Genomic DNA, 20,412 nt, shown 5'->3' with positions numbered 1-20,412 from the left:
CGGGGGCGGTCAGCTGCCGTTCCCAAGGTCCGTCATGCTGAACTTGTTTCAGCATCCACCGCGTCGATGAGTTTTCCCGACATATCGAGGTGAGCAGATTGCGGCTGCGGTTGCAATGGCGGCCGAATTTGAGTTGACCACCAGCCCCGGGTATCGGCACGCGACGCCATGTCCGGAATCCCTCCTCCGTTTGACAAGCAAAGCGCAACGGCACATCGTCTGGGCATGACGTATCGCCAGCAATCTCAGCGATACCGCGTTCATGCGGGACAACTCCTGGCGGGCAACTAGCCCCGGGCTTCCTCAGGCGCGTCCCGGAAGGCCGGGGATCGAAAGCGAGCCGATCGGCTCGTCGGCGAAAAGACCGCGATTTCCTGAGAGTCCACGACATGAACAACCTGTACGAGGCCGCCAGCCGGCCTCCCATCGAAATGATCGACGTAGAGGCGGAGATCCTCACCGACCTGGCGCTCAGCGTCGAGCGCCGCATGCCGGCCGTGAGCGCCTTGCTTCTCCGCGAGGCCGAGCGCGCCCGGCTGCGCAGCGCCGACAATATTCCGGCGAATGTGGTCACCATGGGATCGGTGGTCGAGTTCCTCGACGACAGCAGCGGCAGCCCGCGCACGGTGACGCTGGTCTATCCGAGCGATGCCGATATTTCCGAAGGGCGCATCTCGATCCTCACGCCCATCGGTGCGGCGCTGATCGGCCTGCGTTCCGGACAATCCATCCTCTGGCCCGATCGCTGCCTTACCGTGCTCGACGTGCGCCAACGTCCGCAGCTTGCTGCCTAGCGGAGGTTGGACGAGGGGACACGCTATCGAGGGTGAGCCCCTCATCCAGCTCCGACTAGGGTCTGCCCTCGTCAAGTTGAACCATCGCCGCTCGCCCTGAGCCTGTCGAAGGGCGGCCATCCGCGAGCGTGGACGGTTGGGATGCGCCCTTCGACAGGCTCAGGGCGAGCGGGGGTGTTTGCATCTCAGCGAGATGTCTACCTGTGGAGCGAAAGCCGTCGGCGGCCCTCCTCAAGCTACCGCTTCGAGCAGTCCCTCGAACAGGCGGCGGCCGTCGGTGCCGCCGTGGGCGGCTTCGATACGGCGCTCGGGGTGCGGCATCATGCCCAGCACGTTGCCTGCCTTGTTGATCACGCCGGCGATGTTGCGCGCCGATCCGTTGACGTCGTCGGCATAGCGGAACGCGACGCGGCCTTCGCCCTCGAGCCGGTCGAGTGTCTCGGCGTCGGCGAAATAATTGCCGTCGTGGTGCGCCACGGGGATCGTGATCGTCTCGCCCGTGTCGTACGCGCTGGTGAAGATCGACTGGCTGTTGTCCACCGTCAGATCGACGTTGCGGCAGACGAAATTGAGCCCCGAGTTGCGCATCAGCGCGCCGGGGAGCAGCCCGGTTTCGGTGAGCACCTGGAAGCCGTTGCAGATGCCGATCACTGGCACCCCGCGCTCGGCCGCCTCGACCACCGCCTTCACCACCGGCGAACGCGCCGCGATCGCGCCGCAGCGCAGATAATCACCATAGGAGAAGCCGCCGGGGAGGGCGATCAGCCCCACGCCCGCGGGCAGTTCGCTTTCGCCGTGCCACACCATGTGCGGCCTGGTGCCGGTCACGTCCTCGAGCGCCACCGCGATGTCGCGGTCGCAGTTGGAGCCGGGGAAGACGATGACCGCGCTCTTCATTGCTTTTCCACCCGGTAGTTCTCGATCACCGTGTTGGCGAGCAGCTTGCGGCACATCTCGTCGATCGCGGCGTCGGTGGTGCCGTCGGCCACGTCGAGCTCGAAGATCTTGCCGGCGCGGACGTCTTCGACGCCGTCGAAGCCGAGTCCGGCTAGTGCGTGCTGGATGGCCTTGCCCTGGGGATCGAGCACGCCGTTCTTTAGGGTCACGATGATGCGGAGCTTCATGGGCAGCGCCTATGGCCCGCCTGTCCGAGTCCCGCAATCGGAAAAGATAGCTGCGTTACTTGCCCCGGCGCTTGCGGTGGCTTTCGAGGTCGAGCACGGCCGAATCCGCGCCTTCCGGGAACAGGCCCAGACGGCGCGCGACTTCCTGATAGGCCTCGACTTCGCCGCCCAGATCGCGGCGGAACCGGTCCTTGTCGAGCTTCTCGTTGGTCGCCATGTCCCACAGCCGGCAGCCGTCGGGGCTGATTTCGTCGGCCAGGATGATGCGGGCATAGTCATTGTCCCAGATCCGGCCGAATTCGAGCTTGAAATCGACCAGGCGGATGCCGATCCCGGCGAAGAGCCCTGAGAGGAAGTCGTTCACGCGGATCGCCATGTCGGCCATGTCGTGCAGTTCCTCCTGCGCGGCCCAGCCGAAGGCGAGGATGTGCTCGTCGGTGACCATCGGATCACCGAGCGCATCGTCCTTGTAGTAATATTCGACGATCGTGCGCGGCAGCGGCGTGCCTTCCTCGATCCCGAGCTTCTTCGCGAGGCTGCCGGCGACGACGTTGCGCACCACCACTTCGATCGGCACGATCTCGACCTGGCGGATCAGCTGCTCGCGCATGTTGAGCCGGCGGATGAAGTGGGTGGGGATGCCGATGCCGGCGAGCAGCGTGAAGACATGCTCGCTGATCCGGTTGTTGAGCACGCCCTTGCCGCTGATCGTGCCCTTCTTCTGGGCGTTGAAGGCAGTCGCGTCGTCCTTGAAATACTGGATCAGCGTGCCGGGCTCCGGGCCCTCGTAGAGGATCTTTGCCTTGCCTTCGTAGATTTGCCGGCGGCGTGCCATGTCGGCTGGTGTCCCTGAAAAGCGTCGCCCCGGCGGCGCGGGTGGCCGCGCAGGTGCCGGGGCTGTGGAAGGACTGGGCCTATACCGGATGGGGGCCGGGGGTGCAATCACGCTTCGGGATGATGATCGCACCCCGTCGCGGTCGTCGGCGTCACCGGAAGGTTGCTGCGCGTCCGACGCTCGGTTCGGCGGGCTGGTGGCGGTGCGGCAGGCTGTCGCGGATGTGCTCTGCCTCGCGCTCCCAGGGGGCGTCATATTCGATCGCCTGCAAGCGCCGGAAGGCATAGGCCAGCTTGTCGAAGAACTTGCCGAGGCCGTGGCTCACCGTTCCGTGGTTCTCGCTCCAGATGCTGCTGTCGAAATCGTTCGCCATGGTGCTTTCTCCTTCATGAGAGACAGCCTGTATTTGCTCCCGGGCCGTGCGCGGCGCCAACAAATCGGTGGATTCGATTGATAGAACTGGCTTATGATAAAGCCATGCGCCGCATGCCCCCGCTTTCCGCCGTCCGCGTGTTCGAAGCCGCGGCTCGTCACGGCAATTTCACGCGCGCCGCGGAGGAGCTGGGGATGACCCAGGCGGCCGTCAGCTATCAGGTGAAGCTGCTCGAGGAGCGGCTCGGCGCACCGCTTTTTCGCCGCGACAAGCGCCGGGTGGTGCTCACCGAGGCGGGCGAACGCGCCGCACCGCAGGTCTCGCGTGCGTTCGACGCGATCGATGCGGCCTTCGCCCAGGTCCGCGCCGCCGACGAGAAGCTGCTCGTCATCTCGACTTCGAATACCTTCGCCAATGCCTGGCTCGCGTGGCGGCTCGGCAGCTTCCAGATGGCGCATCCCGAAATGGCGGTGCGGCTCGATGCGACCGATGCCGTGGTCGATCTCGCGGCGGGCGAAGTCGACTGCGCCATCCGATCGGGCCGCGGCGATTGGAACGGGATGGTCTGCGACAAGCTGCTCGACATCGACTTCACGCCGATGGTGAGCCCGGCCTTCCTGTCGCGCTACGGCCCGATCGCGCCCGCCGACCTGCTGCACCTGCCGCTGATCAGCCCGCATGACCCCTGGTGGGCGCATTGGCTGCGCGAAGCCGGGGTCGACGTGCCCGACGGTCCGCCGCGCCCTGGCATCCGCCTCGATTCGCAGGCGCATGAGGGCCATGCCGCCATGGCGGGTCAGGGGGTGGCGATGCTCACGCCGTTCTTCTGGAAGAGCGACCTGGCCGACGGGCGGCTGGTGCGGCCGTTTGAGCAGGTGTCGAGCCGCGGCTTCGCTTATTGGTTCGTGATGCCCGAGGCGCGGCGCAACGTCCCGAAAATCAAGCGCTTCCGCGAATGGCTGCTCGCCGAGATCGGGCGCGAACGTCCGGTGGGGGTCTGACGCAGCGATGCTTTGACACGCGCGATCCGCTTCCCTTAGGCTCGGCTGCAAGGAGAGAGTGATGGATTGCAAAACCGATACCGAACAGGCGCGCGAGCTCCACAACACGCTGGAATTCATCGGCCTTCGCGCCCAGGCGACCACCGTCGGCCTGCTCCAGCTGTGTACCGAGCTCGTGCGCGCGGGCGTGCTCGACGATGCGGCGATCCAGCGGATCAAGGATGCGATCCGCATGGAGCTGACGCTCACGCATTCGCGCGGCCATTATCGCAGCGAATTCGAGGAGACGCTGAAGCAGCGCCTCGACGCGATCTTCCCGCATGGCGAAGACGCCCGGCGCGAAGCCCCGGTGGGCGACCTCCACGACCTTCAGGCCGCGCTCGATGCCGATCGGGACAAGGTGGGCTAGCCCGCGCTCAGAACAACAGCGTCAGGCAGTAGAACAGCGCGCCCACCGCCGCCGAGGCGGGGATGGTGATGATCCAGGCGGTGACGACATTGCCCGCCACGCCCCAGCGCACCGCCGACGCCCGCCGCGCGGTGCCTGCGCCGATCACCGCGCCGGTGATCGTGTGCGTGGTCGATACCGGTATGCCCAGCCACGAGGCGGTGAACAGCACGATCGATCCGCCCATCGAGGCGCTGAAACCCTGGTGCTGCGAGAGCTTGGTGATCCTGGAACCCATCGTCTCGATGATCTTCCACCCACCGGTGAGCGTGCCGAGCGCGATCGCCACATAGCAGCTCACCGCAACCCAGTGCGGCACTTCGAACTCGCCGTGCAGATAGCCGGTCGAATAGAGCAGCACGGTGATGATCCCCATCGTCTTCTGCGCATCGTTGAGGCCGTGGCTCAGCGAATAGGCACCCGAGGAGAAGAGGTGGAGCCCGCGGAACACCCGCTCGGCGCGCGCCGAGGTGGCGCTGCGGAAAATCCAGCTCGTCGCCAGCATGATCAGCATCGCCAGGATCATGCCGATCGTGGGTGAGAGGACGATCGCGATCAGCGTCTTGTTGAGCCCGGTCCACTGGATTCCCGTGATCCCGGCGTGGGCGACGCCCGATCCGATCATGCCGCCCACCAGCGCGTGGCTCGACGAGGAGGGAATGCCCTTGAGCCAGGTGACGACGTTCCAGAACATCGCGCCCACCAGCGCGCCGAACACCACGGCTGGCGTCACCAGGTTCTTGTCGATCAGCCCCTGGCCGATCGTGTCTGCCACCTTGTGCAGCGCCGGGAAGGCGATGGTCAGGAAATAGGCGGCGCCGTTGAACAGCGCGGCGAAGGCCACGGCGTGGACGGGCTTGAGCAGCCGTGTCGCCACCACCGTAGCGATCGAATTGGCGGCGTCGTGCAGGCCGTTGAGAAAATCGAACGCCAGCGCGACCATGATGAGGCCGACCAGCAGCGGGAATGCGAGCTCGTGCATTTCCAGAGTCAGGCGTGGTCGATCACGATGCCGTCGATCTCGTTGGCAACGTCTTCGAAAGCGTCGACGATGCGCTCGAGATGCTTGAACAGCTCGCGATGGACGGCGAACTGGAGCGGATCGTGCGGCCCCAGTTCCTTATAGGCCCGCTTGAGCCCGGCGGCGTGGATCTCGTCGGCATGGCTCTCCATCCGCACCAGCCGCTCGGTGAGCTCGTGGAGGCGGCCGCCGTTGCGGGCGACGTCGCGCAGCAGCGGCATCGCCTCGGCGGTCAGCCGCGCCGCATCGACGATGATCGCCGCCATGTCGCGCATTTCCTGCTCGAAGCTCTTGACCTCATAGAGGTCGATAGCCTGCACCGCCGCCTGCATCTCGTCGATCGCGTCGTCCATCGATCCGATCAGCGACGTGATCGCGCCGCGATCGAACGGGGTCAGGAACGTCTCGCGCACCGTGCGCAGCATCTCGCGGATGATCTCGTCGGCTTCGTGCTCGCGCTCGATCACTTCGCGGATGTGATCGGTGTTGCCGTCCTGGAGCAGCCGCGCGAGTGCATCGGCGCCCGCCACCACCGTCACGGCATGCGCTTCGAACATCTCGAAGAAATTGCCCGATTTGGGCAGCAGCCGCTGAAACCATGCGAACATGTGACTTACCTTCGATTTCTGGGCGACCGCGGCGAAGAGCCCCTCGCGCCGGGTCGCAGCCTTGAACTCGCGCGGCCCGAACGATCGGATCAGGTCGCGCAGATCGGGTTCCTCGACCGCGTCGGCCGCCTCGGCGAGCGCGAACCAGCGCCGCTCGCGCTGGCCCTGCTCCTTCCAGCGATCGAGCTCCTGGTTCACCGCCAGCGGGAACACGTCGACATCGACCATCAGCGAAGCGCCGTTGCGGCGGCGCTTGCGGTAGCGATAGGAGCCGATCGGCGTCGGGCAGACCGGCCCGCACACGCCGGCTTCCTCCTCGGCCTCCAGCGCCGCGGCGGCGTGGGCGGAGATGCCGGAGGTGGGATTGCCTTTCGGTATCACCCAACGCCCGCTCTCGCGCGAGGTGACCAGCAAGATCCGCACCGGCGCATCGATCGCATTGCCTTCGGTCCGATAGGGCAGGGCGGCGATCTGGCGAATGGAAACCAACTCCTGGCGGGCGTGAGGGGCGCGACTGTTACGATTTTGTGTCACTGCTGAGCAAGCGCCTATTCCGGCGTGCCTGCCGAACGCGCGGACGCCCATCCGGGCTGCCCCGAAAGACGCTCCGGTCGAATCCCTAGGGGCATTCAGCTCTCAATCCTCCCCCGCCAGGGGGAGGTGGCGCCGAAGGCGACAGAGGGGGCGGATGCCAGAACGTGAGCGGCGTGCGTCCTCCCCTCCGTCAGGCTGCGCCTGCCACCTCCCCCTGGCGGGGGAGGATTGGGGTTCAACTCGCTCTTCGGCGTTGGACGCATCTCTTCGATTCACCCCGGCTCCCGCCCATTCCAAGGTGAACCGGGCAAATGGGGCGCCGAGCCGCCATTGATCCGGCCCATTCCCGTCCGCTACCTTTGCTGCGCCGCAGTATGGCAAAGGGGCGTACCACCGAATGGCGAGACAGTATCGCGCGGACATAGACGGGTTGCGGACAGTAGCCGTCATTCCGGTCGTCATCTTTCATCTCGGCACCAGCCTGTTCTCGGGCGGTTTCGTCGGCGTCGACGTGTTCTTCGTCATCTCGGGTTTCCTGATCACCCAGACGCTGCTGGGCGAAAAGGGGAGCTGGGGCGAGGCGCTGCTCGATTTCTACAAACGGCGGATCAAGCGCATCTTCCCGGCACTGTTCGCGCTCTATCTCGCCGTCATGGCCGCGGCGTGCGTGCTGCTGATGGCCGATCAGGCGGCCGAGGTGGCGCAGTCGATCCTCGCTTCGATCTTCTTCGTCTCCAACATCCTGTTCTACAGCCAGAGCGACTATTTCGACGGCGGGCTGGACAGCAATCCGCTGCTCCATACCTGGTCGCTCTCGGTGGAGGAGCAGTTCTACGTCTTCTTCCCGCTGCTGATCTTCTTCACCCGCAGCCTGGCCGAAGCGCGGCGCCGCCAGATCGTCTGGGGGCTGACGATCGTCAGCTTCGTCGCGTCGCTGTGGATGGTTTCGCGCGATCCGAGCGGCGCCTTCTACCTGATCCCCTTCCGCACCTGGGAGCTCGCGCTCGGCTCGCTGCTCGCGATCAGCGCGATCCCCGGGCCGCGCAAGCAGTGGCAGGCAGAGGCCGGCGCGGTGCTCGGCCTGGCGATGATCGGCTATGCGGTGCTCTTCTACAACAAGGCGACGCTGTTCCCCGGCGCGTCGGCGCTGATCCCCTGCGTGGGGACCGCGCTGGTGCTGCTGTGCGGCACCGGCTGGACGACGCTGGCCGGGCGCGCGCTGTCGCTCTGGCCGATGCGCTTCATCGGGCTGATCTCCTATTCGCTCTACCTGTGGCACTGGCCGATCATCGTCTTCTATCGGCACCTCGACAGCCGGCTCGACAATTTCGAGCGGGCGGGGCTGCTGATCGCTTCGATCGTCGCCGCGACGATCTCGTGGAAGTTCATCGAACAGCCGTTCCGGCGGCCGTTCAAGCTGAGCTCGCGCGCGGTCGTGGTGCGCGGCACCGCGGCGATGGCGGGCTGCGCCGCCGCAGTGCTCGCGCTCGCGTCGGTCAACGCCTATCTCTACCCGATATCGGCCCAGGCGCGCGGCGTCCTCGCCTATGGCGAGCGGACCGGCCGCACCGCGATGATGCGAACCGGCACCTGCTTCCTCACCACCAAGCACAGCTTCGCCGATTATCGCCCGGAGGAATGCCTGGCGGTGAGCGGAGACAAGCCGCGCGTGCTGATCGTTGGCGACAGCCATGCCGCGCATCTCTATTACGGGCTGAAGGAAGCGCTGCCGAACATGCAGGTGCTCCAGGCCACGGCTTCGGGGTGCAAGCCGCTGCTCCAGAGCCGCGGCGCGGCGCATTGCCTGACGCTGATGCAGCACGTGTTCGACGAGTATATCGCCAAGGTGAGGCCGGACATCGTCATCGTCTCGGCACGCTGGCTGGACGGCGACGTGCCCAAGGTGGTGGAGACGGTCGAGGCGCTGCGGCGATTGGCACCGCGCGTGCTCGTGTCGGGCCCGATCGTGGAATATGACCAGCCGCTGCCGCGCCTGCTGGCGATGCAGATCGATCGCGGCGAGCCGATCGAGAGCCACCGGAACAATCAGGTCGCGAACGTCGATACGCGGCTGGCCACGGCGATGAAGGCCGCAGGCGTGCCCTATTTCTCGATGTACCGCGCAGTGTGCACGCCCACGTGCCAGCTATGGGCGGCGCCCGGCGTGCCGGTGCAGTTCGACTATGGCCATCTGACCCAGCAGGGGTCGGTGATGGTCGCCCGCCAGATGGCGCGCGATATCGCGAGCCAGACTGCGGCGCCGTCCGTGGCGGCGATGGGGGCATCGGCCCTGCCGAGCGCCGCCGCTCCCCGGCCGTAACGGGCTCCGGCCCAAAAGCGGCCGCAGTCACTATCCGCTGGCAAAATAGGATTTGTTCTGCTTCTGTTCGGATATGACCGAACAGAAGCAGAACCGGTACATCGCACGGCGTCATCCTGGCGGCCGCGTAAACCCGCGGACGTGTCAAGCGAGTGTCAACCAGCGCATCGCCCGAAACGCGCATTTCCCGCAGGATTCCGCGGTTTCTCGCTCCAACCAAAAGGTTGGAGATGCCATGTTTGCCAACCTTCAGGTTGGCTGTCCGCATGACTGGGTCCCAGCCATGTGGCGCGCGGCACGCGGCGCTGCTATCCGGGTACTCCAATGACTCTCGACACCGATACGCTCGATCCGTCCAGCGAACCCTCCGGCGCTTCCGACGTCCCCTTCGACAGCGCATTGTCCGAGCGCTACCTCGTCTATGCGCTTTCGACGATCACGGCGCGTTCGCTGCCCGATGTCCGCGACGGGCTGAAGCCGGTGCACCGGCGGCTGCTGTGGGCGATGCGGCTGCTGCGGCTCGATCCGGCTTCGGGCTACAAGAAGTGCGCGCGCGTCGTGGGCGACGTGATCGGCAAATACCACCCGCATGGGGACCAGTCGGTCTATGATGCGATGGTCCGCCTCGCGCAGACCTTTGCGCTGCGCTACCCGCTGGTCGACGGGCAGGGCAATTTCGGCAACATCGACGGCGATAACGCCGCCGCCTATCGCTATACCGAGGCGCGGCTGACCCAGGTCGCGATGGACCTAATGGCCGGGCTCGACGAGAATGCCGTCGATTTCCGTGCCACCTACAACGGCGAGGAGGAGGAGCCCGAGCTCTTCCCGGGGCTGTTCCCGAACCTGCTGGCAAACGGTGCCGCGGGCATCGCGGTGGGCATGGCGACCTCGATCCCGCCCCACAACGCCGCCGAGCTGATGAACGCGGCGGTGGCGCTGATCGACAACCCGCAGGCGAACGTCCTCGACTATGTCCAGGGGCCGGACTTCCCGACCGGCGGGCTGGTGGTGGACGGCCCCGCGGTGATCGCCGAGGCCTATGCGACCGGCCGAGGCAGCTTCCGCGTCCGCGCGCGGATCGAGAAGGTCGTCGAGAAGGGCGGGGGCTGGCACCTGGTCGTCTCGGAGATCCCCTACGGTGTCCAAAAGGGCAAGCTGATCGAGGGGATCGCGGCGCTCATCAACGACAAGAAGCTGCCGATCCTGGGCGACGTGCGCGACGAGAGCGCCGACGACGTGCGCATCGTGATCGAGCCGCGCAGTCGCACTGTGGACGCCGAGACGCTGATGGAGAGCCTGTTCCGCCTCTCCGACCTCGAAGTGCGCGTGCCGCTCAACCTCAACGTGCTCGACAAGAACCGCACGCCGCGCGTGATGAGCCTGCAGGAGGCGCTCGCCGCCTGGGTCGAGCACCAGTTCGTCGTGCTGCGCCGGCGCTCCGAGCACCGGCTGGACAAGATCGCCGACCGGCTGGAGCTGCTCGGCGGCTACATCATCGCTTTTCTGAACCTCGACCGGGTGATCGAGATCATCCGCGGCGAGGACGAGCCCAAGCCGGTGATGATGGCCGAGTTCCAACTCACCGACCGCCAGGCCGAGGCGATCCTCAACATGCGGCTGCGCAGCTTGCGGCGGCTGGAGGAGATGGAGCTGCGGCGCGAGCAGGAAGGGCTGGAGAAGGAGCAGGCGGATCTCCAGCTGCTGCTCTCGTCCGACGCGCGCCAGCGGACGCGGATGAAGCGCGACCTGGCGAAGATGATCGAGCGCTACGGCCCCGAGACTGCGCTGGGCAAGCGCCGCACCGACATTCGCGAGGCAGGCCCCACGCGCGAGATTCCGCTCGAGGCGATGATCGAGCGCGAGCCGATCACGGTGATCCTGTCGCAGCGCGGCTGGATCCGCGCGATGCGCGGGCATGTCGACCTAGCCTCAGCCGACACCGCCAAGTTCAAGGAAGGCGACGGCCCGCTCTTCGCCTTCCACGCGCAGACGACCGACAAGCTGCTGCTCGCGGCCGATAACGGGCGGTTCTACACGCTGGGCGGAGACAAGCTGCCCGGTGGCCGCGGCTTCGGCGAGCCGGTGCGGCTGATGATCGATCTCGAGGGCGAGCGCCAGATCATCGCACTGCTGCCGGCGAGCGCGTCGGAAAAGCTGCTGGTGGCGGCGAGCGACGGGCGCGGCTTCGTGGTGAAGGCCGAGGACGTGATCGCCGAGACCCGCAAGGGCAAGCAGGTGGTGACGCCGCGGCCCGGTGCACACCTCAAGATCGTCCGGCCGATCGCGCCCGACGAGGATATGGTCGCGGCGATCGGGGACAACCGGAAGATGGTGGTCTTCCCCTTGTCCGAAGTCGCCGAAATGGCGCGCGGGCAGGGCGTGCAGCTCCAGCGCTACCGCGACGGCGGGCTTTCGGACGCCAAGACCTTCCGGATGGCCGAAGGGCTCAGCTGGACGATGGGCGGCGAGACCGGACGGACGCGGACCGAGAGCGACCTATCGCCCTGGCGCGCGGCGCGCGGAGCGGCGGGGCGGATGCCGCCGACAGGGTTCCCGCGCGACAACCGGTTCTGATCGGCGGCGGAGCATTGGTCAGCGTGCTTTAACTTCTTGCGGTTAGCGCCGCGGGCGTGATGCCGTTGCGAAACTACAGCTCCGTGCGTGAGGCCTTCGGGCCAGGCGAATCGGCGATGCTGCTCGATCTGCTGCCGGTCCCGGCCGCAGTGGTGGCGCTCGAGGGCAGCAGGTTGCATTTCGAGGCAGTCAACACACCGTTCCGCAAGGCAGGCCTGGGTGCGATCGCCGCCGAATCGCCGCTGATCCGGCTGCTCGGCGAGCAGCTCCGCCAGTTCCTCGACAGCGACGAGACCAGCCACGACATTGCCTGGCAGTTCGGCGGCGAAGCCGACTTCCGCTATTTCCGCGCAACCTTCTCACGCCGCGCCGCGGACCGGGCGACGTGCAAGTGCCTGGTGACGCTGATCGACCGGACCTCCGAGCTCAGGACGGTGCACAGCCTGCGCCGCGAAATGGCGACCGACAGCCTCACCGGCCTGCCCAACCGATCGGGCTTCGGCGATGCGATCGAAGCGGCGGTCGGACCAGGAGATTGCGCGGGCTTCGCCGTGCTCGCGGTCAACCTCGATCGCTTCAGCCGCGTCAACGCGTGCATGGGCGGGCTTGCCGGCGACGAGCTGCTGATCTCGGTCGCGCGGCGGCTCAAGGGCGCGCTGCGCGGGCGCGACGTGCTGGGCCGGCTGGGGGGCGACGAGTTCGCAGTGCTGCTCCACCTGGAGAGCGGCCCCAATGACGCGCTGCACGCCGCCAAGCGCATCCGTGCGGCGCTCGCCACACCGTTCCGTCTTTCCGATTTCGAGATTTGCGTCGACTGCGCGATCGGCATCGCGATGGGGGAGGACAGTCGCGACGATCATGAGGACCTGATCCGCCACGCCCAGTTCGCAGTGAAGCGGGCCAAGAAGAGCGGGAAGACCGAATTCTACCACAGCCGCGCCTTCGACATCGCTCGCGAGCAGTTCGGGATCGAGACGCGGCTGCGGCGTGCGATCGAGAACGGGCAACTGACGCTGAGCTACCAGCCGATCTGCGACCTGGGGACGGGGCAAGTCACGTCGTTCGAGGCGCTGGCACGCTGGACGACCGAGGAGGGAGTCCGGCTGTCACCCGACGACTTCATTCCGGTGGCCGAGGAATCGGGGCTGATCGTCCCGCTCGGCCGCTGGGCGATGGAGGAGGCGACGAGGACGCTGGCGGCATGGGGTGCCGCGGCTGGAGGCGACTGCGGTGTCAGGGTGGCGGTCAACCTCTCGGCGATTCAGCTCCAGCGGGACCGGGTTCCGCAGATGGTGGCGGACGTGCTGGCCCGCTACGGCGTGGCGGGCTCGCGGCTCACGCTCGAGCTCACCGAAGGCGCGATCGCCAGCGACCGTGACCGCATCACCCACACTATGCTGGCGCTCAAGGAAATGGGCGCCACACTGGCGATGGACGATTTCGGCACCGGCTATTCGAGTCTCGCCTATCTGCAGAAGCTGCCGATCGACCTGCTCAAGATCGACCGCAGCTTCGTGACCGGCATGCTCGCCGACCGGGACAAGGTTGCGATCGTCCGCGCGGTGCTGAGCCTGGCGCAGGCGCTGGGGATGCAGACCACGGCCGAGGGCGTCGAAACCAACGAGCTCGCCCAGACGCTGGCGGCGCTGGGCTGCACCTATGGCCAGGGGTTCTTCTACGCGCAGCCGCTGGAGGCGAGCGATGCCTATGCCTTGCTGGCTTCGCGCAACGCCTGGGCCACCACGTCATCGGCGATGGCCGCGACGCGCGCCGCATCCGGAAACCCTTCCCCGATCCACTGATCCTCGACCCGGCGGAGCGCGCGGGCTACTTCGGGGCCCTTGCTGAGACCCCGCTCGACCAGCGCACCGCCCGAGATCGGCAGCGCGGGCGGCTGCCAGCTCGAGAGCGTGGCGATTGCGGAGGGCTCGCCGGCGAGCAGATGGCGGTCGATCGCCTGTTCGATGCCGATCCGATAGGCGAGCGCGCGGGCGCCTTCGTCGCCGATCGGCTGCGTCGCGCTCTCCAGCCGCTTGCGCTGCGCATTGGAGAGCTTGAGCCGGGCGCCGACGCTTTCGGCCACGGACGCATCGGGCGGCAGCAGCGCGGCGAGACGGCGGATCGCGTGCGGGGGCTGGCCGGTCGCGGCTTCGCGTTCGGCAAGCGCGGCGAGCCGTGCGGCGCCCTCGGCGGTGATCTCGGGCAGTACCGGCTCGAAGATGCCGCGCTCGACCATCAGCGCTACGATGCGGACCGCGTCGCGCGCGACGAGCAGCTTGAGCAGCTCGTCGGCGATGCGCTCGCGCGAGAGCGCCATCAGATCCCTGGCGCGCACGGTGCATGCCTCCAGCCCCTCCGGATCGGGCGTGTCGCCGAACCGCGCGAGAAAGCGGAAGAAGCGCAGGATGCGCAGATGATCCTCGGCGATACGCTGATAGGGATCGCCGATGAAGCGCACGCGGCGCGCGTCGAGGTCCGCCAGCCCGCCGAAATAGTCGAACAACTCGCCGGTGCGCGGATCGGCGTAGAGCGCGTTCATCGTGAAGTCGCGCCGGGCGGCGTCCTCGCGCCAATCGTCGGTGAAGGCGACCGTGGCGCGGCGGCCATCGGTGGAGACGTCGCGGCGGAGCGTGGTCACTTCGACCGGGCCGCTTTCGAGCACCGCGGTAACGGTGCCATGCTCGATCCCCGTGGGCACCGCGCGGATGCCGGCGGCACGCAGCAGCTCCATCACGCGTTCGGGCGCGTGGCGCGTCGCGATGTCGATGTCGGCGACGGGAATGTCGAGCAGCGTGTCGCGCACGGCGCCGCCCACGAAGCGCGCGAGGCCATCGGGCGCGCCGAGCACGTCGGCGAGCTGCGCCAGCCCCTTACGGCCGCGCCATTCGGCTTCGGGCAGCGTCACGCCGTCCACCGCAGCCGCCGCGACAGATTGACGATCATCGCCGCCGTTGCCCCCCAGATCCGGTGATTGTCCCATAGTATCTCGTAATAGCGGCGTTCGCGCCCCTGGTATTGGGCGGTCGCTTCGCGGTGATTGGCATGATCGAGCAGGAAGGAGAGCGGGACTTCGAACACGCTCGCCACTTCGGCCTCGGCGGGGATCAGGTGCAGATCGGGCGGTATCACGCCGACGACGGGCGTCACGTCGAAGCCGGTCACCGTGCGGTAGCTGTCCGCAGTGCCGATCACCTGGACTTCGACGGGAGGAAGCGCGATCTCCTCTTCGGCTTCGCGCAGCGCTGCACCGATGGGGCCGTCGTCGCCCGGATCGATGCGGCCGCCGGGGAAGGCGATCTGGCCCGCGTGGCGGCGCAGCGTCTCGGTCCGCCGGGTGAGGATCACGCCCGGGTCCGCCCGCTCGGTGACTGCGATCAGCACCGCGGCGGGGCTGCCGCGCACTTCGGGGTCGAAGTCGAAATGGTCGCCGGGGAGCAGGACGGGCCCTTCCTCATGCGCGGCCTCGAGCGCGACGCGCAGCCGTTCCGCGAGCTTCATGGCGCATTTCCGGATTCTTGGGGCTCCAGCGCGAAGAAGGCGCCGTTGCTCCATACGCCGGGCGGGGTGCTGCCGTTGGCGAGGGCGAGCTGGGCAAGCTCGTAATAGACCGGCCGGGCGACCAGCGCCTCCAGCCCGCGCCGGACGTGGAGATAGGGGCGGGGACCGTCCTCGCGCTCCTCGAGCCGGAGCGGGTGATCGGAGCCGGCGGTCACCACGTCGCCGGTGTTGAGCCGGAAGGCGAGCCGCATCACCGCGCCTTCGCCCTCCGCCTTCATCTCGACCGCCACGAAGGGGGCATCCTCCACGTCGATGTCGAGCTTCTCGACGGGGGTGACCAGCACGAAGCGGCCGTCGGGCTCGCGGCGAAGAATAGTGGAGAAGAGCCGTACCATCGCCGGCCGACCGATCGGCGAGCCCTGGTGGAACCAGGTGCCGTCACGCGCGATCCGCATGTCGCTGTGGCCGCAATGTTCGGGATTCCAGCTTTCGACCGGCGGCAGGCGATTCTCCTCGGCCATCCGCGCGATTTCGGCGAGCGAAAGGCTGGCGAAATCGGGAGGAGGCGGGGAGGGCATCGAAATCCCTTAGTCGGAGCAGGCTGGGTTTGTCGAAACCGAAGCCGGCCGGTGCCAGCCCAGCCAAGCTGAAAACGACTCAGATTTGACTCTTTTCACGGAAACCGCGTCGATCTCGTAATTTTGTTGCGCCGTCCGGGAGAAAGGGAAACGCCGAATCGCGCGGGGCCGGGTGCGAATCATCCCGTCACGCAAGCAGGCGAAATCCTATTTTGGAAGCGCAAACTGTCAGGCCGCGCGCCGCACGAGGCGCGGGCCGAGCGTTCCGGCACAATCGGGGACGCCCTCGCCGCGCGCGAGCAGCCGGTGCGGCTCGAACGGGCCGGGCAGGCGCCAGTTGCCGGTGTGCTGCGCAGTGAAGCCGAAGAAGCGGCCGTAATATTCGGGGTCGCCGATCAGCATCAGCGTGCGGCAGCCCTCGGATTCGCAGCCGGGCACCGCTTCCAGCGTCCGAGCCATCAGCGCGCGGCCGATGCCTTCCTGTTGACGCGCCGGCTCGACCGCGACGGGGCCGACCATCACCATCGGCACGCTGCCGCCGCCGTCGCAGGCAAGCGCGACCGGCCAGCACTGGATCGTGCCGACGAGCGCGCCGTCGTCCTCCACCGCGGCGAAGCTGAGCTCGGGGAGAGGATCGGTGCCCTGGCGGACGCGATAGGCCGTGCGCGCACGTCGGCCGGGCCCGAAAGCGCGGTCGAGAAGCGTCTCGACGGCCTCGGCGGCGACATCTGCGAGCGGCACCAGTGCGATCACCTCATCCATTCCCCGAGCAAACTCCCGGCGGCGCTGCCGGGGCCGCGCGCTTTATAGCCGATGCGGCGCAACGCAAGAGCGAATCGGATGAGGCGAATCGCGAGGGAGTAGCGTCGCGCGAAGGATTCGGTCCTTCGAGGGCGGGCTGAAGCTTCCCCAATCCTCCCCTGCCAAGGGAAGGTGGCGCCGAAGGCGACGGAGGGGGCGGAAGCACTCCAGCCGGCAGGTTCTGGCATCCGCCCCCTCCGTCATGCTTCGCATGCCACCTCCCCCAGGGCGGCAGATTGTCCCCGCTTCCAGGAAGGCCTCACCACACAGGCGGCTTTCCCGCGCTGCGGCTTCTGCTATGGCGCGCCGGTTCCCACGAAAGGCTCTCCGTTTTGCGCGATCTCCTCCAGCTCCAGGTCCATGACCTCGAGGTCGAAGTCCTCACCGGCATCTATTCGGAGGAGACGCACCTGCCGCAGCCGCTGCGCATCTCGGTGTCCGCCGACATCGACATGCCCGAGCGCTTCGACCCCGACACGCCGCTCAGCGCCTCCAAGAGCTATATCGACCTCAAGCACGCCGCGACGACCGCGCTGCCCAGGGACGTACACTTCACGCTGATCGAGGCCGTGGCCGAGCATATCTGCGATACGCTGTTCGTATCGGACCCGCGCGTCCAGCGCGTGGAGGTGCGGATCGTCAAGCTGGCGATCGCCGAGCGCGGCGAATCGATCGGCGTGACGCTGGTGCGGCACCGACGCTGAGAAGATGCGAAAACCCTCCACCGCAAGCGGGAGAGGGTTGATGCGTCAGCTGCAGGGGCCGAGCGCTTTGAGCACCATCGCATAATCCTCGCGTGCGATGGCGGCGTTGGCCGCGTCGGCCGATTCGACGCTTTGGGCCGGGAGCTCGCGCGGCAGGCCGCAGGCGAGGCGATACCAGAGCAAGGTGTCGCGTGCTGGCGGGCCGGCCGAATCGTCCACAAAGTCCCCTAGTGAGACAGACCAGCGCGGCGTTTCGCCCGGGCGCCGCAGGATCTGGAGCGAGACGGGGGCATTGTTGGCGGTTTGCAGGAAGATCTGAGTCTCGCCTTCGCCCGGGAGCGTGCCGGGCACATGGAAGGCGTTTCCGATGCCGGTGATCGTCGGCGGCGCGTCTGCCGCCATCACCTGGCGCGCGATCTCGCGCACCTGCGCGTCGAGCGCGGGCGACCATTCGCGCTGCGCATCGAGCCCGTTGAGCTGCACCTGGTCCGCCCGGCCGGCGACCGGACGGGCGAAGAGCAGCACCCGCTGCTTCCTGAGCTTGGGCGCCCGGCCCTTCGCCGTGAGCGGCACGTCCACCAGATAGCCGACGCGGGCGGGGAGGGGATTCGCGCTGCGAATCAGTGCGAGGACATCGGCCTCGACATAGAATCGGGCCCGGTCCGCAGCGAGATCGGCAGCCTCCGCACCCTTGATCCGGGTGGCATCGCGAACGCGCGCGTCGATGATCGTCGGGGCCGTAATGACCTGCCCGGCAATAGTGGCATAGCTGGGTAATACAGTTTGGCTGCCGGCCGAGATTTGCGTTGATTCTTGGGCGAAAACTGGAGGCGTGGTTAACGACAATGCGCAACAAAACGCCACGATGGGTACGCGGTTCATAGCTTATCGTTACCCCATCCACCCCGGTTTATACAGAAATAATTCCGTCATCAGGCACCTATAGGGCTTGAATGTCTGACAAAGGGTTTGCGTAGGCTGGATCGCCACGATAGAGACTCGCGCTCTGCCGACCAACGCGCAGCAGGCGCACGGTAGGCGGGCTTGTGCGCGTGGTCATTCCGCCGCCCAGGGTCGCAGGTTTTAGAGGAGTGACGTCGCCGAATGGCTTACGCTGACCGGAATACAAGTGGCAGCCGATTTGTTGCGATCATCCTGGTCGCAATAATCGTTGCTGGCATGGGTTATGCCTTCGTCACGGGTCTGGCATACCAGTATATCAAGAAAAAGGCGGAGGAACTGAAGACCTTCGAGGTCGAGGAACCGCCGCCCCCGCCCGAAGAAGTTCCGCCCCCGCCGCCGCCGCCGGATAGCCCGGTGCCGCCGCCGCCGACGCAGGTCGTGACCCCGCCGGCGCAGGTGCAGGTGCAGGTACCTTCGCCTCCGATGCAGACGACGACGGTGATCCCGCCGCCGCCGCCTATCACGCCTCCCGCGCCTCCCGCGCCTCCGGCTCCCCCCGCGCCTCCGGCCCCTGTGATCAGCAAGGCCGCTGCCGCAAAGGGCAATCCCGGCGAGTGGGTGACCCGCGACGACTATCCGCCCTCGGCGCTTCGCAACGAGGAGGAAGGCTCGACCGGCATCACGTTCGAAGTGAATGCCCAGGGCCGCATCGAAAACTGCCGAGTCACGTCCTCGTCCGGCTCATCGACGCTCGACGACGCGACGTGCCGACTGGTCACGCGCCGCGGTCGTTATTCGCCGGCGCTCGACGCAGGCGGCAAGCCCACCCATGGCGGTCGCAAGTCGCTCCGCTTCCGGTGGCAGATCGAGCAGTAAAGGCTAATCATCTGGCGAAGAGCCACTTTTGACAGCAATCTTGTATAGGGAAAGAACCAACAATGCTCACGACCATTCTCGCCGCCGGGGCCGGCGCTCCGCCCCCGAGCTTCGACATTCTGCACTCGCTGAATGAGGGTGGTTTCATCTCCTGGGCGACGGCCATCATCCTCACCCTGATGCTCTTCTTCTCGCTCTACATCCTGTTCACCAAGCTGTTCGAGCAGCAGAAGATCATCAACCAGTCCAAGCGCGTCAGCGCGTCCTTCTGGAACTCGGGCAACCTGCGTGAGGGTGCCGCGAAGCTCGAGAAGAACTCGGCCTATCGTCAGATCGTCGAGGACGGTCTCGCCGCGCAGGAAGAGCATGGCAAGCTGACCGATCCGGTCGAGGCGCATGACTGGCTGCACGGTTCGCTGGCTCGTTCGGAAGCAGCGATCAACTCGGTGCTCGGCGGCGGTCTCGCCTTCCTCGCGACCGTTGGTTCGACTGCGCCGTTCATCGGTCTGTTCGGTACCGTCGTCGGCATCTTCCGCGCGCTGATCAAGATCGGTGCGGAAGGTCAGGCTTCGATCGGTACCGTCGCAGGTCCGGTCGGTGAGGCGCTCATCATGACCGCACTCGGCCTGGTGGTCGCGGTTCCCGCAGTTATGGCGTACAACTGGCTGCAGCGCCGCAACAAGTCGATCGCGGAGAACCTCAGCGCCTTCTCGAACGACGTGCTCGGCTATCTCGCCTCGGACGGCCGCGTCCGCCCGGCGACCGCCGCAAAGACGCCGACCGCGGCGACCACCGCCAAGCCGGCGACCACCACTGCCGGCCAGGTCGGTGGCGCGCAGACTCGCCCGTAAGCATGTGATCGGGCCCGCCTCCGGGCGGGCCCCAAACGCCGGTGAAGATCTGCCGGCGGCAGGCAAGGAATAGGATTAGCCGCAATGGCGATGAGCGTAGGTGGAGATTCCTCCACGGAAAAGCCGATGTCGGACATCAATACGACGCCCCTCGTGGACGTCATGCTGGTGCTCCTGATCATCTTCCTGATCGCGGTACCGGTGGCGATCCAGTCGGTAGATCTCGCGCTGCCGAAGGTGGCGTACGAACCGACCGAGACCAAGCCGGAGAACGTTTCGCTCTCAGTGACGGGCGCCGACGGCAAGTGCCAAGTCTACTGGGGGATAACTCCGGTCTCGAGCAAGGAACTGCTCGATCGGAGCGTCAAGAAGCTCGAGGCGGAGATCGAGCGCCAGGGCGGCCCCAACGCTGCCGGGCTCGAGCTGCCCGAGGTGCATATTCGCGGCGATGTGAACACGCCGTACCGCTGCATCGGCGGAACCATCTACACGATGCAGATGGCTGGTTTCGTCAAGGTCGGCTTCATTTCCGAGCCCCTGCCGGGTTCGGTGCCGGCGTCGTAGGC

At 66.9% G+C, this 20,412-nt stretch carries 21 protein-coding genes; 10 read left to right on the top strand and 11 right to left on the bottom strand.

Annotated features, from left to right (window positions below; all coding sequences use genetic code 11):
• The first annotated feature begins 389 nt into the window (after positions 1–389).
• Entirely contained in the window at positions 390–794 is a 405-nt protein-coding gene (rnk, locus tag ACMGDH_RS10215) for a nucleoside diphosphate kinase regulator (protein WP_436827831.1), read from the top strand.
• Between the two features lie 231 nt (positions 795–1,025).
• On the opposite strand, the gene purQ is transcribed toward rnk, so the two are convergent.
• The 4 genes from purQ to ACMGDH_RS10195 all read right to left on the bottom strand — a co-directional run bounded on the left by purQ (position 1,026) and on the right by ACMGDH_RS10195 (position 3,126).
• The gene (purQ, locus tag ACMGDH_RS10210; RefSeq protein ID WP_436827830.1) at positions 1,026–1,691 is read right to left on the bottom strand and encodes a phosphoribosylformylglycinamidine synthase subunit PurQ; all 666 of its coding nucleotides are present in this window, start codon (positions 1,689–1,691) and stop codon (positions 1,026–1,028) included.
• Positions 1,688–1,918, bottom strand: a complete 231-nt coding sequence (purS, locus tag ACMGDH_RS10205) for a phosphoribosylformylglycinamidine synthase subunit PurS (RefSeq protein WP_436827829.1) — start codon at positions 1,916–1,918, stop codon at positions 1,688–1,690. Before purS ends, purQ begins: the two co-directional genes overlap by 4 nt.
• A 55-nt stretch (positions 1,919–1,973) precedes the next feature.
• Entirely contained in the window at positions 1,974–2,753 is a 780-nt protein-coding gene (gene purC / locus ACMGDH_RS10200) for a phosphoribosylaminoimidazolesuccinocarboxamide synthase (protein ID WP_436827828.1), read from the bottom strand.
• Positions 2,754–2,904: 151 nt separating this feature from the next.
• Positions 2,905–3,126, bottom strand: coding sequence for a hypothetical protein (locus ACMGDH_RS10195; protein ID WP_436827827.1), 222 nt, complete (start codon positions 3,124–3,126; stop codon positions 2,905–2,907).
• Positions 3,127–3,230: 104 nt separating this feature from the next.
• Here ACMGDH_RS10195 and gcvA point away from each other — a divergent pair, with 104 nt between their 5' ends.
• Together gcvA and ACMGDH_RS10185 are read left to right on the top strand one after the other, a co-directional pair.
• Positions 3,231–4,127 carry a transcriptional regulator GcvA gene (gene gcvA, locus ACMGDH_RS10190; protein ID WP_436827826.1) on the top strand — a complete coding sequence of 299 codons (897 nt, stop codon included), beginning with the start codon at positions 3,231–3,233 and terminating at the stop codon, positions 4,125–4,127.
• Positions 4,128–4,188: 61 nt separating this feature from the next.
• Positions 4,189–4,536 (top strand): hypothetical protein, encoded by a 348-nt coding sequence (locus ACMGDH_RS10185; protein ID WP_436827825.1) that lies wholly within the window; start codon positions 4,189–4,191, stop codon positions 4,534–4,536.
• Between the two features lie 7 nt (positions 4,537–4,543).
• Here ACMGDH_RS10185 and ACMGDH_RS10180 read toward each other — a convergent pair whose 3' ends face one another.
• The gene (locus ACMGDH_RS10180) at positions 4,544–5,557 is read right to left on the bottom strand and encodes an inorganic phosphate transporter (RefSeq protein WP_436827824.1); all 1,014 of its coding nucleotides are present in this window, start codon (positions 5,555–5,557) and stop codon (positions 4,544–4,546) included.
• 8 nt (positions 5,558–5,565) lie between these two features.
• A complete protein-coding gene (locus tag ACMGDH_RS10175; RefSeq protein WP_436828241.1) occupies positions 5,566–6,684 on the bottom strand; it encodes a DUF47 family protein in 1,119 nt (372 codons plus the stop codon).
• Between the two features lie 451 nt (positions 6,685–7,135).
• Between ACMGDH_RS10175 and ACMGDH_RS10170 the strand changes: the two genes are divergently transcribed.
• The 3 genes from ACMGDH_RS10170 (at position 7,136) to ACMGDH_RS10160 (ending at position 13,437) form a co-directional block, all read left to right on the top strand.
• Entirely contained in the window at positions 7,136–9,058 is a 1,923-nt protein-coding gene (locus tag ACMGDH_RS10170) for an acyltransferase family protein (protein ID WP_436827823.1), read from the top strand.
• A 324-nt stretch (positions 9,059–9,382) separates the two neighbouring features.
• Positions 9,383–11,635, top strand: coding sequence for a DNA topoisomerase IV subunit A (parC, locus tag ACMGDH_RS10165; RefSeq protein WP_436827822.1), 2,253 nt, complete (start codon positions 9,383–9,385; stop codon positions 11,633–11,635).
• Positions 11,636–11,751: 116 nt separating this feature from the next.
• Complete coding sequence (locus tag ACMGDH_RS10160; protein WP_436828240.1) at positions 11,752–13,437, top strand: putative bifunctional diguanylate cyclase/phosphodiesterase; 1,686 nt, start codon at positions 11,752–11,754, stop codon at positions 13,435–13,437.
• Here the strand turns inward: ACMGDH_RS10160 and ACMGDH_RS10155 are convergent.
• The 4 genes from ACMGDH_RS10155 to ACMGDH_RS10140 all read right to left on the bottom strand — a co-directional run bounded on the left by ACMGDH_RS10155 (position 13,341) and on the right by ACMGDH_RS10140 (position 16,464).
• On the bottom strand, positions 13,341–14,549 hold the full coding sequence (locus tag ACMGDH_RS10155; RefSeq protein WP_436828239.1) for a CCA tRNA nucleotidyltransferase: 1,209 nt from the start codon (positions 14,547–14,549) through the stop codon (positions 13,341–13,343). The two genes, ACMGDH_RS10160 and ACMGDH_RS10155, sit on opposite strands and share 97 nt — an antisense overlap.
• The gene (locus tag ACMGDH_RS10150) at positions 14,537–15,133 is read right to left on the bottom strand and encodes a CoA pyrophosphatase (protein ID WP_436827821.1); all 597 of its coding nucleotides are present in this window, start codon (positions 15,131–15,133) and stop codon (positions 14,537–14,539) included. The genes ACMGDH_RS10155 and ACMGDH_RS10150 overlap by 13 nt, the downstream gene beginning before the upstream one ends.
• Entirely contained in the window at positions 15,130–15,711 is a 582-nt protein-coding gene (locus ACMGDH_RS10145; RefSeq protein ID WP_436827820.1) for a DUF1285 domain-containing protein, read from the bottom strand. The genes ACMGDH_RS10150 and ACMGDH_RS10145 overlap by 4 nt, the downstream gene beginning before the upstream one ends.
• Positions 15,712–15,939: 228 nt before the next feature.
• Positions 15,940–16,464, bottom strand: a complete 525-nt coding sequence (locus tag ACMGDH_RS10140; protein ID WP_436828238.1) for a GNAT family N-acetyltransferase — start codon at positions 16,462–16,464, stop codon at positions 15,940–15,942.
• Positions 16,465–16,844: 380 nt separating this feature from the next.
• On the opposite strand from ACMGDH_RS10140, the gene ACMGDH_RS10135 reads away from it, so the two are divergent.
• Entirely contained in the window at positions 16,845–17,216 is a 372-nt protein-coding gene (locus ACMGDH_RS10135; RefSeq protein WP_436827819.1) for a dihydroneopterin aldolase, read from the top strand.
• A gap of 45 nt (positions 17,217–17,261) precedes the next feature.
• Here the strand turns inward: ACMGDH_RS10135 and ACMGDH_RS10130 are convergent, their stop codons facing one another.
• Positions 17,262–18,098 carry a hypothetical protein gene (locus ACMGDH_RS10130; protein WP_436827818.1) on the bottom strand — a complete coding sequence of 279 codons (837 nt, stop codon included), beginning with the start codon at positions 18,096–18,098 and terminating at the stop codon, positions 17,262–17,264.
• A gap of 222 nt (positions 18,099–18,320) precedes the next feature.
• Between ACMGDH_RS10130 and ACMGDH_RS10125 the strand changes: the two genes are divergently transcribed.
• The 3 genes from ACMGDH_RS10125 (at position 18,321) to ACMGDH_RS10115 (ending at position 20,410) form a co-directional block, all read left to right on the top strand.
• Positions 18,321–18,995, top strand: a complete 675-nt coding sequence (locus ACMGDH_RS10125) for an energy transducer TonB (protein WP_436827817.1) — start codon at positions 18,321–18,323, stop codon at positions 18,993–18,995.
• A gap of 62 nt (positions 18,996–19,057) precedes the next feature.
• Positions 19,058–19,846 (top strand): MotA/TolQ/ExbB proton channel family protein, encoded by a 789-nt coding sequence (locus tag ACMGDH_RS10120; protein WP_436827816.1) that lies wholly within the window; start codon positions 19,058–19,060, stop codon positions 19,844–19,846.
• Positions 19,847–19,930: 84 nt separating this feature from the next.
• On the top strand, positions 19,931–20,410 hold the full coding sequence (locus tag ACMGDH_RS10115; RefSeq protein ID WP_436827815.1) for an ExbD/TolR family protein: 480 nt from the start codon (positions 19,931–19,933) through the stop codon (positions 20,408–20,410).
• Positions 20,411–20,412: the final 2 nt, after the last annotated feature.

It is taken from the genome of Sphingomonas radicis, assembly GCF_051400635.1.
In the GTDB taxonomy this organism is placed as follows: domain Bacteria; phylum Pseudomonadota; class Alphaproteobacteria; order Sphingomonadales; family Sphingomonadaceae; genus Sphingomonas.
Note: the sequence above shows the minus strand (reverse complement) of the source record. Positions and strands in the feature narration are given on the sequence as shown.

What these genes read in the sequence shown, in the direction of transcription:
- gcvA (WP_436827826.1), top strand. Translation starts at nt 3,231, where the DNA reads ATGCGCCGCATGCCCCCGCTTTCCGCCGTCCGCGTGTTCGAAGCCGCG.
- ACMGDH_RS10150 (WP_436827821.1), bottom strand. Translation starts at nt 15,133, where the DNA reads ATGAAGCTCGCGGAACGGCTGCGCGTCGCGCTCGAGGCCGCGCATGAG.
- parC (WP_436827822.1), top strand. Translation starts at nt 9,383, where the DNA reads ATGACTCTCGACACCGATACGCTCGATCCGTCCAGCGAACCCTCCGGC.
- ACMGDH_RS10115 (WP_436827815.1), top strand. Translation starts at nt 19,931, where the DNA reads ATGGCGATGAGCGTAGGTGGAGATTCCTCCACGGAAAAGCCGATGTCG.
- ACMGDH_RS10120 (WP_436827816.1), top strand. Translation starts at nt 19,058, where the DNA reads ATGCTCACGACCATTCTCGCCGCCGGGGCCGGCGCTCCGCCCCCGAGC.
- ACMGDH_RS10170 (WP_436827823.1), top strand. Translation starts at nt 7,136, where the DNA reads ATGGCGAGACAGTATCGCGCGGACATAGACGGGTTGCGGACAGTAGCC.
- ACMGDH_RS10185 (WP_436827825.1), top strand. Translation starts at nt 4,189, where the DNA reads ATGGATTGCAAAACCGATACCGAACAGGCGCGCGAGCTCCACAACACG.
- rnk (WP_436827831.1), top strand. Translation starts at nt 390, where the DNA reads ATGAACAACCTGTACGAGGCCGCCAGCCGGCCTCCCATCGAAATGATC.
- purC (WP_436827828.1), bottom strand. Translation starts at nt 2,753, where the DNA reads ATGGCACGCCGCCGGCAAATCTACGAAGGCAAGGCAAAGATCCTCTAC.
- ACMGDH_RS10145 (WP_436827820.1), bottom strand. Translation starts at nt 15,711, where the DNA reads ATGCCCTCCCCGCCTCCTCCCGATTTCGCCAGCCTTTCGCTCGCCGAA.
- ACMGDH_RS10125 (WP_436827817.1), top strand. Translation starts at nt 18,321, where the DNA reads ATGGCTTACGCTGACCGGAATACAAGTGGCAGCCGATTTGTTGCGATC.
- purQ (WP_436827830.1), bottom strand. Translation starts at nt 1,691, where the DNA reads ATGAAGAGCGCGGTCATCGTCTTCCCCGGCTCCAACTGCGACCGCGAC.
- ACMGDH_RS10195 (WP_436827827.1), bottom strand. Translation starts at nt 3,126, where the DNA reads ATGGCGAACGATTTCGACAGCAGCATCTGGAGCGAGAACCACGGAACG.
- purS (WP_436827829.1), bottom strand. Translation starts at nt 1,918, where the DNA reads ATGAAGCTCCGCATCATCGTGACCCTAAAGAACGGCGTGCTCGATCCC.
- ACMGDH_RS10160 (WP_436828240.1), top strand. Translation starts at nt 11,752, where the DNA reads ATGCTGCTCGATCTGCTGCCGGTCCCGGCCGCAGTGGTGGCGCTCGAG.
- ACMGDH_RS10180 (WP_436827824.1), bottom strand. Translation starts at nt 5,557, where the DNA reads ATGCACGAGCTCGCATTCCCGCTGCTGGTCGGCCTCATCATGGTCGCG.
- ACMGDH_RS10130 (WP_436827818.1), bottom strand. Translation starts at nt 18,098, where the DNA reads ATGAACCGCGTACCCATCGTGGCGTTTTGTTGCGCATTGTCGTTAACC.